Raw genomic sequence first — 14,304 nt, forward strand, 5'->3', positions numbered from 1 at the left:
GACTCCTTAGATGCCCAATTTTTCAAAAATTTTGTTAAGTTTGTCTTCAAGTATTGCAGCGGTAAACGGTTTAACAACATAGCCACTTGCACCCGCTTGAGCGGCAGCAATAATATTTTCTTTTTTGGCTTCTGCTGTCACCATCAATACCGGTGTTGTAGCGAGTCCTGCATCACTACGAATATTTTTTAAAAGTTCTAGACCATCCATATTTGGCATGTTCCAGTCTGTTATCACAAAATCAAATGCTGAATTACGTAATTTAGCCAACGCGTCAGCACCATCTTCAGCTTCGTCTACATTCATAAATCCTAATTCCTTTAGTAAATTACGAACGATGCGGCGCATTGTTGAAAAATCATCAACCACTAAAAATTTCAGATCCTTACTTGCCATTGAAAACTCCTTCAAAATATATCGGCAAATTACTGTGTTGTTTTTTAAATATATAAAATTAAATACGTAATGATTGCGTACTACTAATTTTCATTAATACCGCTTTACTCATTGCGTTTATACTTTTCACCTCATCAACGGCGCCTAATTCAACCGCAGAACGAGGCATACCAAAGACGACGCAGCTTGCTTCATCCTGCGCAAAGGTATAACACCCCGCTTTGCGCATTTCTAATAATCCAGCAGCACCATCACTTCCCATCCCTGTTAAAATGACACCGATGGCATTACGTCCTGCATATTTAGCAACCGATTTAAATAACACATCAACAGAAGGCCGATGCCGGTTAACCGCAGGCTCTTTATTTATATGGATTTGGTAATTAGCCCCATTACGGCGAAGTTCCATATGAAAATCACCAGGCGCAATATAAGCATGCCCTGGTAATACGCGTTCTCCGTCTTCTGCTTCTTTTACACTCATTTGACATAAACGATTTAATCGTTCAGCAAATGAATGGGTAAATCCTGCTGGCATATGTTGTGTTATTAATACCGCAGGACTTGTCACAGGTAATGGTTCTAAAAAATTACGAATTGCTTCTGTGCCACCTGTAGATGCACCGACTGCAATTAATTTTTCACTCGATATCATAGGGGTAAATGATAAAGCTTTAGAAGGTAGAGTTTGAACTTCTCGGCGGCTAATTCTTGCTTGCGCCGCAGCTCTGATTTTTTCAGCAATCAACTCACTATAAGCCAACATGCCTTCACGCAAACCTAATTGTGGTTTAGTCACAAAGTCAACGGCACCCAGTTCTAATGCTTTTAAAGTTACCTCTGAACCTTTGCCGGTTAATGATGAAACCATTACAACAGGCATTGGCCTTAATCTCATTAATTTTTCTAGAAAATCAATACCATCCATTCGAGGCATTTCTACATCTAACGTTAAAACTTGTGGGTTGTACTTTTTGATTAAGTCACGAGCCACTATCGGATCTGGTGCACAATCAACAACCTCCATATCACTATGGCTGTTGATTATTTCTCGCATGATTTGACGCATTAACGCCGAATCATCAACACAGAGTACCGTTATCTTATTCATAACCTCTCCTTGCTGGTGTCAGCCCGTAAACGGTATGCCCCTGCAAGTAGAATTCCTTGCTAAGCTGGCTTACATTTTCAGAATGCCCAACAAACAGCATTCCATCAGGTTTTAGTAATGAGATAAATCGAGTAAGTAAGTTTTGTTGTGTTGCTTTATCAAAATAAATCATCACATTACGACAAAATATCGCATCAAAACTGCCTTCTAAATCCCATTGTTTTTCGAGTAAATTTAAATACTGAAAAGAGACCATTTCACTAATTTCTGGTCTGATTTTTACGTATCCTGCAAAATCACCAACGCCTTTAAGAAAATATTTTTTCAAATATTTATCATCGAGTGTCTTAAGCTCTTCTAGTCGATAAACGCCCTTTCGCGCTTTTTCCAACACATTAGTATCAATATCGCTAGCAATAATTTTAGTTTTATAAGGACTATTTCCAAAAACATCACGTAGCGTCATTGCTATAGAATAAGGTTCTTCCCCTGTAGATGCAGCTGCACACCATACGCGGTAAACTCCTCCTGCCCTTTTTTTAGCGTGTTGTGCCAAAATAGGAAAGTGATGTGCTTCCCTGAAAAATGCCGTTAAATTTGTCGTTAATGCATTAATAAATTCTTGCCATTCAGGATTGCGCACATCACTTTTTAGAAACGCAAGATAGTCACCAAAGTTATTCATCCGTAATTCACGTAACCTCCTAGTAAGACGGTTATAAACCATCTCCCTTTTGTTGTTAGTCAGTACAATACCTGCCTTTTGATAGATCAACTGGCATATAGATTGAAACTGATCATCGGACAACATAAACCGCTGTGCAAAAATGTCTAACGGTTGAGCCGCGATATCTGATAAGCCTTCAGTAACATTACGTTTCATTATTTTTTAATGGGTCTTTGTAAAAAATGATTTTTTATCTACTTTCTTCAACCCATTACCCTCTAAGGTGTAAGATGATTCATCCTCATCCGTGTCAGGCAACTCGAACGCTGAAACAGCATTAACAAGGTTATTAGCCTGCTCTTCTAAAGCGCTGGCAGCAGATGCTGATTGTTCCACTAGTGTCGCATTTTGCTGTGTTACCTGATCCATTTGGCTAACAGCATCTGCAACTTGGTGAATTCCTCTACTTTGCTCATCAGAAGCAGAGGCGATTTCTGCCATTAATTCAGTGACTTTATTTACCGACGTAACAAGCTCCTCCATCGTTTGTCCTGCATTGTTCACTAATTGAGAACCTTGTGAAACGCGTGAAACTGATTCATCAATTAATAATTTGATCTCTTTCGCCGCTTGCGCACTACGTTGCGCTAAATTACGTACTTCACCAGCAACAACAGAAAAACCTCGACCTTGCTCACCAGCGCGAGCAGCTTCGACCGCAGCATTAAGTGCAAGTATGTTGGTTTGGAACGCAATACCATCTATCACGCTGATAATGGCGCCTATTTTTTGAGAACTTTGCGTAATCGCATCCATTGTTTCAACAACACTGTGTGTTATTTCACCACCTCGTATTGCCGTATTTGATGCTGATTTTGCAAGTTTGCTGGCTTGTAATGCATTATCTGCATTCTGTTTAACTGTTGCCGTTAACTGCTCCATACTCGCCGCAGTTTCTTCTAATGATGCAGCTTGTTGCTCAGTTCGAGAGGATAAATCGGTATTCCCATTAGAAATTTCTTGAATACCTGAATACATGGCATTGCTATTATCACGGACAATACGAATAGAACGTGCAAGTTGACCGCGCATTTTACGTAATCGTCTAAAGACATCACCAATTTCATCGTCAGTGAAAACCAGAATTTCACGATTTAATTTACCTGTAGCGACATCATTAAAATAACGACTTAAACTTGCGAAAGGTTTTATAATATTAAAATTCAACCAACGATGAGCTGCAATTGACACCACAATAATCATTACTACTGCACCAATAAACATAAAAATAGCGATGGTGTAAGAATGGTGCCCTTGTTCAATAGAATCGGTAATTTCTGTTTGAACATAATTCATATACGTATTAAATGAATTTTCCATTGCTGTTTGATAACTTTCTGTCGGTTGGTCTAAAAAACCTTGAAAATTATCGTTTTTCAACATGCTTTGTAATTCAGCTAATGCGTTATATAACGTTTGATAATCTTTTTTTACGGTATCAACAATATCTTTTTCTGATGCTGGAATGGCCTCTTTATTTATTTCAGCAAGGAAATTTTGAAAATGTGTATTCGCTACATCCAAGCGTGATTGTGCTATTGATTCAATAGATTGTGTGTAATCTGTTGACTGTTCAGTTTTCATTGCGATAGCAACACGATTTATTGCATTGCGAGTTTGTATTAAAGATGCCCAACTTAACCCTAATTCATCTCGCTTAGAGGTATCTATATCAACTCTGCTAATTTGTTGATTATTTAAATAAATAATTCCCAATGAAATCCCACTGGAAATAATTTGCATAACACAAAACATCATCAGTAATAGATATAGACTCGTTGATATCTTTAATTTACGAAACCTAAACATGCCTTCACCTCGTTTTAAGCGGTAACGAAATAATTACCGCTTGTCAGCCACTTTTTATTGTTAGAAAGTTTCCCAATTAGTGGGATCTTCAACACTGCTGCTCTTTTTCTTTTCTGAGGTTCCTGGTTTTATAAGTGGAGCTGCAGCTTTAACTACAGGGATTGCATTGATTTCCTTTTTCTCTAATGCTTTTTCTTCCTGACCCGGTAATTTGAAGATAGAAACTAAGCGGGTTAATGCGACTGCTTGGTCTTCAAGACCCGCAGCAGCTGCTGCAGATTGCTCAACTAAAGAGGCGTTTTGCTGTGTGACACGATCCATTTCAGAAACAGCAAGTCCGACTTGTGAAATACCGCGACTTTGTTCATCTGACGCTGAGGCAATTTCTCCCATAATGTCAGTAACACGTGTCACAGATTCAACAATTCGAGTCATTGTTTCACCCGCACTTTCTACTAATACAGAGCCTGTTTCAGTACGGCTTACTGAATCTTCAATCAGTGTTTTTATCTCTTTAGCAGCTTCTGCACTTCTCTGTGCAAGATTACGTACTTCGCCAGCTACAACAGCGAATCCGCGACCATGCTCACCGGCTCTTGCTGCTTCAACAGCCGCATTCAGCGCCAAAATATTGGTTTGGAATGCAATGCCATCAATAACAGCCGTGATATCGGTGATTTTCTGAGAACTTCCAGCTATGTCGTGCATAGTTTGCACCACATTAGCGACAACTTTTCCGCCTTGACGAGCAATATCTGAGGCATCATTGGCAAGATTACTGGCTTGGCGAGCATTATCCGCATTTTGTTTTACGGTTGCGGTTAATTGCTCCATGCTAGCAGCTGTTTCTTCAAGTGAGGCCACTTGTTCTTCAGTTCTTGCAGAAAGATCATTATTACCAGCAGCAATTTCACTCGTACTGTTATAAATATTTTCTGTACTCTGATAGACACCACGAACCGTTTGAATAAGCTCTTGTTGCATATGTTTTAGACCGTTTGCTAATAAGCTCATCTCATTACGGCCTTGTGCTTCAATATTTGGACGCAAATCACCTTCAGAGAAAGTTTTAATACTTAATAACAAGCCATTTAATGGTCTAATTAATGCATTTCGTAAAGCAAACCAACAAATAATTAGTGCGGCAATAACGATAATCGCTAATACCACCATCGTAATAATAGTTCGTTGATGTGAAGCTTCTAATGCAACATTGAGCTCATCGTTAAATTTTTCATTACGCTTAACATAATTACGATATTCACTATAAAAAGCATCTTGATAGGATGTCGTTGGCTGTTCAAAAAAGTCTTTTAGATTTTTATCTTTCAATAAAATTTCAAGTTGACTTAATGAAGAAAAATACTCGATAAAACGCCCTTTTAAATTACGGACATTCTCTTCTGAATGGACTTGATAAGCAGTAATATTTTTTTCAAATTCTTTAAATTTTTCATCTGCTTTTGCCATATTAGTGCGAGCAAGCTCGATGAGATAATCAACAGATAAGGACTCATCTACAACAAGATTTTTATCCTTTAGCATATAACTGATGGCTGCACGGTTAATATTATTACGTGCTTGAAGTAAGTTAGCCCAGCTTTCATCTAGGCGCTCTCGTTGATCTTGTATGATGAGCGTTTTATCGAGGTCATTTCTTGTCTCAACGATATTAGAGTAAAAAATCCCCCCAGAGATAAATTGCAAAACACCAAACAGCATAAGGATGGATAATAATCCAGTCACTATCTTCATTCGGCTAAACATGATTTCCCTTTTTATAATAGATGGTATGAGCAAGTTATCGGCAGACTTAAGAGAAACTTTATAGGTACAATTTCGCCTTCATTTAATTTATTTTAGATGTTATCTCGATAGAGATTAAAATAGATGATATAAAAATCTTTAGGGTGATAAGAATAAATAAAAAAATATGATAAATAGTACCTATTTGCGGATATATTTATTATTAAAAATTAGACTTAAGACAAATAATAAGTTATTTCTTTATTTTGCTTAAAATGAATAATATTTTCACACTGACTAAAAAATAATAATATTCTCGAAAAAATAAAGCACCATATAAAGCACCATATATAGCTATTCCGGCAATAACACCGGAATAGTTTTACAATATAAAAAATAAAATAATTATTTAGCTAAAATTGTCGCACTATCAACCAATTCCATCTCTTCACTATTGAGTAATTTTTCAATATCAACCAGAATCAACATTCTCTCTTCTAATGTTCCTAAACCAGTAAGATATTCTGTCGACATTGTGACTGCAAACTCTGGCGCAGGGCAGATTTGCTCAGGCTTTAAAGTCAGAACATCTGATACGCCATCAACAACAATTCCCACAATTCGATTTAATAAATTAACGACAATGACAACCGTATTATCATTATATGTCACATTTTCTTGTGAAAATTTAATACGTAAATCAACAATAGGAACAATAACACCACGTAAATTAGTGACACCTTTAATAAAACTAGGTGCATTTGCAATGCGTGTTACTTGATCATATCCACGAATTTCTTGTACTTTTAAAATATCAATTCCGTATTCTTCATCGCCCAGCGTAAAAATTAGATATCCTTGTCCAACTGTTTCACCGGATAATTTCTCGAAATGTTCCGAAGCCATAATCTTATTTTATCCTCATTATTAAATGACTGCGCTTGCAGTTGTAGTCTTCTTTTTCTTTGTCATTTGTGTATGACTTAAACGTTGTAGTTCTGGTACATCAAGAATTAAAGCAACACTACCATCGCCCATTATTGTTGCAGCAGAAATACCAGGAACTTTTCGGTAATTACTTTCTATATTTTTTACGACAACTTGATGCTGACCAACTAATTTATCAACTAATAATGCGTAGCGTCGCCCTGCACTTTGGACAATAACAGCTATAGCTTGCGTAATATCAGTTTGAGCACCTTCAATATTAAAAGTACGATGCAATTCAATAAGCGGTAAATATTCACCTCTGACTTGTAATAGTTTTTCATCGCCAGCAAGAGGATAAATATCATCTTCTTCAGGTTGTAAAGAGCTAACCACTGTACCTAATGGCAAAATAAAGACTTCATTTTGCACTTTAACTGACATACCATCTAATATTGCTAAAGTCAGTGGCAGTAAAATACGGATTTTAGTTCCTTTGCCAACTTCAAAGCTAATTTGAATTTGCCCGCCCATTTCTTGGATATTACGTTTTACAACATCCATTCCTACACCACGACCTGACACATCTGTAACCACTTCTGCTGTCGAGAATCCTGGTGCAAAGATAAGCATAGCAACTTCTTCATTACTCATATTTTCAGATACAGCAAGACCTGACGATATGGCTTTTTTCAAAATACGTTCACGATTTAATCCAGCGCCATCATCTGTCACTTCAATACAGATATTACCACCTTGATGTTCAGCAGAAAGCGTTAATTGACCTGCTTCAGGTTTACCCGCCGCAAGACGATCTGCTGGCATTTCAATACCATGATCAAGGCTATTTCTCACTAAGTGCGTTAATGGATCGATAATTTTTTCAATTAAGCTTTTATCTAATTCAGTTGAACTACCAATCATATTTAGCTCAACTTTTTTATTCAGTTTACCCGCTAAATCACGTACAACTCGAGGGAATCGACTAAAGACATATTCCATTGGCATCATACGAATAGACATCACTGATTCTTGTAAGTCGCGTGAATTACGTTGTAACTGTGCAATACAACTTAATAAATCGCTATGAATTGATGGCTCAAGGCTATCGCTATGTTGTGCTAACATCGACTGTGTAATAACTAATTCACCAACTAAGTTGATTAATTGGTCTACTTTCTCAACTGCAACACGAATACTTGTTGATTCTGTTTTCGGTGTTGCCACTGTAGCTGGTCTTTTCGCCGGAGAAGCCGAAGTTACAGGTGCTTTAGTCGTTGCAACTTGTACCGTAGTTTCTTTTTCTTTCGCTTGTGTATTTTCTTTCGCTAAAGGTTTTTCTGAATTGTCTGAATTGTCTGAATTGTCTGAATTGTCTGAACTTATCGCCACTTTCTCTTGGTTTTCGGTCGTCTCTTGAGATGGCGTTTTAGCAAAAGAAATTTGATCAGACTCAATCACAAAACACAATACTGCGGTGATATCCTCTTCAGTAGCCGTTGTTTTTAATATAGCTTCAAGACCATGATGCTGTTTTTCAACTTGGCTGACTTCTCCAAGATGCTTTAATTCATCAAGCATTAAATCAATATCGGTCTCTTTTAAATCAGACAGAATAATATGATGATAATAATGTCCATCAGATGTAGGTGCTGATGACGTTTGTTCTGCTTCATTTTTTTCTGTATCTGAGTCAGAAGATTGTACCTTCGTTTCTGAAGAAGAAGTCTCAGCAACAGGTGCCACTGATGCGCTATTCTTTTCAGTAATAGCAGCTGGTGTTGCTTGTTCTACTTTTACCTCAAGAGCCAATTGGCGCAATTTCTCACAAATATAGTTGAATGTTTCCTCATCCGGCTCTTGTGAGTTTTTATGTGCATCCAATTGCTGTTGCATAATATCTTTCGCTTCCAGAAACAGGTTAATAATATCGTCGGTGAGCACCATCTCATGACGTCTTGCACTATCAAGTAAATTTTCAAGTACATGAGTGGTTTGCTGAAGTTTAACAAAGCCAAATGTCGCAGCCCCCCCTTTTATAGAGTGCGCACTACGAAATATTGCATTTAACTGCTCTTGATCAGGGTTTTGAGGATCAAGTAACAGAAGATGCTGTTCCATATCAGCTAACAATTCATCTGCTTCATCAAAAAATGTTTGATAAAACTCGGTAATATCCATCGTTACTCATTCACCTTTACGCGATTACCCACAAATCAAGGCGCAATGCCTTGTTTGTCCGTAATATTTGTCGATTGTGATGGCAAACTTTCCCCAGAAACTCCTGTTTCAACATTTTCCTTTTTTATTTCGGGAAGCTCAGAAGTAGACACAGAAGTAATACCTGTCTGTGTTCCTTTTACATTTTCTTGTGGGGTTTCTTGCCCTGATATTAGAGGTTTTATTTCTGATACCTCTTTTATTGCTGGTGTAACCCGCTCATTCTCATGTACAATTTTTTGCTCTTCTTTCTTTGTTAAAATTAAAATACTGATCCTTCTATTCGCTGGAGCAAATCCATCCTCTTTGACTAAATGAACAGTTGACGCCATACCTACAACTCTTAATACTTTATCTTCAGCCAAACCTCCACCAATCAACTCACGACGAGATGCATTAGCACGATCTGTTGATAATTCCCAGTTGCTGTATTTCATTGCACCACTGGCATAAGGAATATCATCAGTATGACCAGATAAACTAATTTTATGAGGAGTTTCGTTTAAGATAGGAGCAATAGCCGTTAAAATATCCTTCATATATGGCTCAACAGTTGCACTTCCTACTTTAAACATTGGTCGACTTTCTTTATCTATAATTTGGATGCGTAATCCCTCATCCATCATGTCTATTAATAAATGAGGTTTTAAATCTTTTAAGCGCGGATCTTTTAAGATTATTTGCTCTAATTCTTCTTTTAATTTACGAAATTGCTGTTTTTCAGTCAGTTGCTTATTTTCAACACCTTTAGGTAAAATATCACCTTCGTTAAAAATAGGATCACGACCACCACCAGGAATAGGATTAGTCACATCTCCCGTAACTCTCCCATTTTCAATGGCCACTTTTAGTGGTGTCCGAAAATATTCCGCAACTTTCGTTAATTCTTGAGGACTAGCAATAGAGAGTAACCACATCACTAGGAAAAAAGCCATCATTGCTGTCATAAAGTCAGCATAAGCAATTTTCCATGCGCCGCCATGGTGGTTATGCTGTTTTCGTCCTCGCTTTTTAACTCTAATTATTTGCGAATTACTTTTCATAATTATTCTTCTTTCACTGCATCCGTATTGGCTTGCATTGGTGTCCGTACCTGACGTACATGCTCTTCCAATTCAATAAATGAAGGTCTGTCTGCCAGAAAGAGTGTTTTACGTCCAAATTCAACAGCGATTTGTGGAGCATAGCCATTCATACTGGATAGTAAGGTTGTTTTTATGCACTCCATCATTTTCATCTGTTGACTAGAACGTTGTCTTATTCGTGATGCTAATGGTGAAATAAACCCGTAAGCTAATAAAATACCTAAAAAGGTCCCTACCATAGCGTGTCCAATCAACGCACCCATTTCACCAGCAGGTCTATCTGCCGCACCTAGAGCATTAACAACTCCCATAACAGCGGCGACGATACCAAATGCTGGCAATGAATCTCCCATAGTTGATAAACCAGATGCAGGTACTTCACTTTCTTCATCAAATGTTGCGATTTCTTCATCCATCAAAGATTCAATCTCATACGGGTTCATATTTCCCGTTACCATCAAACGCATATAATCTGTGATAAAACTTAAAATGTAGAAATCTTTCATAATGCGAGGATATTGAGAAAAAATATCACTCTGTTGTGGGTTTTCAATATCTCTCTCAAGTGACAACATGCCACTTTGGCGGGCTTTTGATAACAAACGAAACATAAGTGCCATGAGATCCATATACATCGCTTTATTGTAATTAGTGCTGCGAAGTAACTTCGGTAATATTTTTACCGTCGATACAATCGCACGACCATTGTTACCTACAATGAAAGCACCTATACCGGCACCAAATATGATTAAAAACTCTGCGGGTTGGTATAATGCACCTAAATGTCCACCTACGAGGGCGTACCCTCCGAGGACAGCACAAACAACCACGATATATCCTAAGAGTACTAACACGCGATATCCCTTTAGCTAATTTCGTTATAGATAGAATGGCTAACATAGCAGCAAAGGATAGGAGGGTAAGAGGAGTGACTCAGGTTATAGATAACTGATTTCTATAACCTGATAGTTAACTTTCAATCTCGAATCACATTGCAAACTGTTCAAGACCATCCAACAGTTGTAAGTTAATATCGGCAGGATTGGCGGAAAGTTTACGTTTTTTTATTGCCCGAGATGGAGGCTGGCAAAGACTACATACATAGTTACAAGCTGGCTGGTGAGCATGTGTAATAAATGAACCATTACATTTTGTACAAACAGAAAGTTGTAGCATACCACTTTCAACAAAACGAACTAATGTCCACGCTCTTGTTAGCGCTAAAATAGGCTCTTGATTTTTTGCTGGAGGACATTGTTCTAAATATAAACGATAGGCTTTAACAACAGCTTCCACACCAACGCAACCACCATTTTTTAATAAAAAGCGGTAAGCATTATAAAACATTGACGAATGAATATTTTGTTCCCATGTCATAAACCAGTCTGTTGAAAAAGGTAACATACCTTTTGGTGGAGGATTCCCTCTTAATTCTTTATATAGTTTAATCAGGCGCCCTCTACTGAGTTGAGTTTCACTTTCAAGCATCTGTAAGCGGGCACCTAAGGTGATTAATTCCATTGCTAAGCGAATATCTTTCGCTTCGCGGACAATACTTTTCTCACTCATTATCATGCCCGTTTTTTTGTCGAAGATGTCTCTTGCTTCGATAACTGACGAAACAAGTCCGAGGAAAGAAGAATACCAGTATGAATTTGTTGTAAATCATCGACTCTGGATTCTTTCGTCAGTTGCTCTATTGTTTCACTGTCTTCAAACCGGAAATTACAGATTAGTTGGTTTGTTTCTGCCAACTTAACCAATTGAGGCAATGTTAATTCTTTTAGCGCATCCGCCATTGACTCACTAATTCCAAGTCTAAACATAGCAGACGCTTTTTCTTGGTTAATTAACCTTTGTGCTAAAAGCAAATACGATAAATTTATGTCATAAATATGCTTAAGCAATTCAACCGTACTCATCTCTTTACATCCCGTCCGATTATATTGAACAAAGAGGATCTTCCTTAGAGTAAGATCCCAAGGAAATTAATATAAATATCTATTAAATTTCCAAGCCCCATTTTATGAACATGACTCGCAGTAACACTACCTTGTATTACTTAGATACGGTCATTTTCAAAAGTAGCGAGAAAAACAATTAAATTAAAAATAAACTTTAAAAGCTCGCCAATATAGCATGTTAAGAATAATCCTAACCAGACAACTTTACTCCTTAACGATTAAGTTATTCAACGGATAAAGTAGTCTAATTTAAATACTATGTGAGTCACATCACAAAAAGATAATCATTATTATGGAATTAGTTCATTAACTATTCAAGTGATAAAAGTAATAAAACTTGTTGCTAATTAATAAGCTTATCTACCCAAATTAAAATATTAATGATAATTTTTTATTTTATACGATCTATTAAACTTATAAAACTAAAAATACAGCATAAAAATTTGACAAATCCGCAATTGAAAATTTTTTAGATCACAGTAAGATATATTAGTATATCTCCTCGTCATCTTTATCTAAACAAAATGCTCCCATTCAATTAATATTTCTTCAGAGATTATAATTTTCATCATTTACTTAAATTATTAGAAATGATCACTTTTTATTTACAATTTGCTCAAAAAACATACCAAACTAATTAATTATAGTTATATTTTTTTTATTAAAAACCAAAAAAATACAAATATCTTTATTTATCATAAAGATAGGTATATTTATTTTCTATAGATACGATATAGTGTATAAAATTAAATTCTTACTTATGCACCTTATTCCTTAAATTCTTGAATATTTATTTCTACATCATAAAAACTAACACTAAAAATAATTAAGATTTACTTATATTTAAATCACACAAACTAATGTCTAATTTATAATGCATTTAATAAAAGCTTTATAAGCAATAATTAAATAAAATATAAGCGAACATACGTTATAAGTAAGCTTTATTTATGAATTATAGGTTATTTTATCAACAGTAATTCATTGTTATTTTATAAAATAAGATATTAAAATATCAGTTTTAGTCTATCTAAAATAATAAGTAATTAATTTATCTCTTTTCCATCGAACAAATTCAATATAGCTAATTTATAATAATTGATTTCATTAAAATACAAATAAAAAACAGTTAATTTTTAATTTCCAGCCATTATAAACTCATATAAAAAGATATGTAATAATAAAAAAATGCTTTTAATTAAAAATGAAAACTATAATATTATTATAAAATAACCATACTATTTAATAAAAAATGCAAATAAAGATATAAAAAGATATAAATATAACGATATATAAATATTAATTTTAATTAAAAAACAGTTCTATTTATAAAAATAAAATTCAATAAATATTAAAATTCATAGTTTATTTTATAAAATTGAGCTTGTATCAGTAGATACTTATGCTTTTAGTTCTAACATAAACTCATCAAAGCTTACATTTGTATACCTCAATCATATCAATGTTAAGTCCCAAAAGAGCCGTGATCAAAATACAATCTATCAACAAAAAATAGTCCTTACACAAATAAAGAGTAATGTAACAAATGTTATTATTTAGTGAGAAATTTCTTCATAAAAGAAATACGTTATCAACAATTATAGAGTGTTTTTTATACATTCATACTCTACTTTTAAATGTGATTTTCGCCATACAAGCAACAACACTTAACCAAAACTACCTTATTTTTATCGATAAAATGCCATTTTTCTATAGAATTAAATTAAAGGCCAACTGAATAAATATGAACAGTATGGAGATCTAGAGTTACAATGAGGCAATTTAAACTTACACTTTGATACCATCATTTCTATTTTTTTTATTTATTCTACTTACACAATAATAAATACGCCTTATATGAGTAAATATTCCCAAATTAAGATTTTCTAACAAACCAACTCGTGATAATCATGCTGATATATTTAGATACCCAGATCAATATGCAATTATTAGATAATGAGTAAAATTTGGAGGTAAAACTAAAGAGTTTTATCGTTCTATCCTTTTAAGCTTTAAGCGTGATAAAACGGTAAAAATTGTTTTATATTATCTTTTTATTAAAGATAACAGGCATTATTCACATCATGAATACAAACTGAAGAAAACATTATTTTAACTAAGATCATTACAATACATTTTTATCGTGGGATCATATCAATCCTCAACAGTTATTAGACTTTTCATCGTCTTTAGTCATGACAATTCTTTTACTCCTTAGTATCTACTTTAAGGCCGAGCAATAATTATAACCATTATCATTTATTTACAGAATAAATCGCAATAACATATTTATTTCATTATCAGATTATTCTTTATCTT

The 14,304-nt window shown here is 35.1% G+C and carries 11 protein-coding genes; all 11 read right to left on the reverse strand.

What is annotated here, in order from left to right:
* Positions 1-6: 6 nt before the first annotated feature.
* The 11 genes from cheY to flhD all read right to left on the reverse strand — a co-directional run bounded on the left by cheY (position 7) and on the right by flhD (position 11,943).
* Positions 7-396 (reverse strand): chemotaxis response regulator CheY, encoded by a 390-nt coding sequence (cheY, locus tag M983_RS02485; RefSeq protein WP_066746541.1) that lies wholly within the window; start codon positions 394-396, stop codon positions 7-9.
* A 58-nt stretch (positions 397-454) separates the two neighbouring features.
* Positions 455-1,507 carry a protein-glutamate methylesterase/protein-glutamine glutaminase gene (locus M983_RS02490; protein ID WP_066746543.1) on the reverse strand — a complete coding sequence of 351 codons (1,053 nt, stop codon included), beginning with the start codon at positions 1,505-1,507 and terminating at the stop codon, positions 455-457.
* Positions 1,500-2,390 (reverse strand): protein-glutamate O-methyltransferase CheR, encoded by an 891-nt coding sequence (cheR, locus tag M983_RS02495; RefSeq protein ID WP_066746545.1) that lies wholly within the window; start codon positions 2,388-2,390, stop codon positions 1,500-1,502. Before cheR ends, M983_RS02490 begins: the two co-directional genes overlap by 8 nt.
* 6 nt (positions 2,391-2,396) lie before the next feature.
* Positions 2,397-4,043 (reverse strand): methyl-accepting chemotaxis protein, encoded by a 1,647-nt coding sequence (locus M983_RS02500; protein ID WP_066746547.1) that lies wholly within the window; start codon positions 4,041-4,043, stop codon positions 2,397-2,399.
* A 60-nt stretch (positions 4,044-4,103) separates the two neighbouring features.
* Complete coding sequence (locus tag M983_RS02505) at positions 4,104-5,810, reverse strand: methyl-accepting chemotaxis protein (protein ID WP_066746553.1); 1,707 nt, start codon at positions 5,808-5,810, stop codon at positions 4,104-4,106.
* Between the two features lie 384 nt (positions 5,811-6,194).
* Positions 6,195-6,695, reverse strand: a complete 501-nt coding sequence (gene cheW / locus M983_RS02510) for a chemotaxis protein CheW (protein WP_066746556.1) — start codon at positions 6,693-6,695, stop codon at positions 6,195-6,197.
* 21 nt (positions 6,696-6,716) lie between these two features.
* A complete protein-coding gene (gene cheA, locus M983_RS02515; RefSeq protein WP_066746559.1) occupies positions 6,717-8,897 on the reverse strand; it encodes a chemotaxis protein CheA in 2,181 nt (726 codons plus the stop codon).
* A 35-nt stretch (positions 8,898-8,932) separates the two neighbouring features.
* On the reverse strand, positions 8,933-9,979 hold the full coding sequence (gene motB / locus M983_RS02520; protein ID WP_066746563.1) for a flagellar motor protein MotB: 1,047 nt from the start codon (positions 9,977-9,979) through the stop codon (positions 8,933-8,935).
* A gap of 2 nt (positions 9,980-9,981) precedes the next feature.
* Positions 9,982-10,875, reverse strand: a complete 894-nt coding sequence (gene motA, locus M983_RS02525; RefSeq protein WP_066746565.1) for a flagellar motor stator protein MotA — start codon at positions 10,873-10,875, stop codon at positions 9,982-9,984.
* 133 nt (positions 10,876-11,008) lie between these two features.
* Positions 11,009-11,590, reverse strand: a complete 582-nt coding sequence (flhC, locus tag M983_RS02530; protein WP_066746568.1) for a flagellar transcriptional regulator FlhC — start codon at positions 11,588-11,590, stop codon at positions 11,009-11,011.
* Positions 11,591-11,592: 2 nt separating this feature from the next.
* Positions 11,593-11,943 carry a flagellar transcriptional regulator FlhD gene (flhD, locus tag M983_RS02535; protein ID WP_066746570.1) on the reverse strand — a complete coding sequence of 117 codons (351 nt, stop codon included), beginning with the start codon at positions 11,941-11,943 and terminating at the stop codon, positions 11,593-11,595.
* Positions 11,944-14,304 lie beyond the last annotated feature (2,361 nt).

The sequence above is a fragment of the Proteus myxofaciens ATCC 19692 genome (genome assembly GCF_001654855.1).
GTDB lineage: Bacteria > Pseudomonadota > Gammaproteobacteria > Enterobacterales > Enterobacteriaceae > Proteus > Proteus myxofaciens.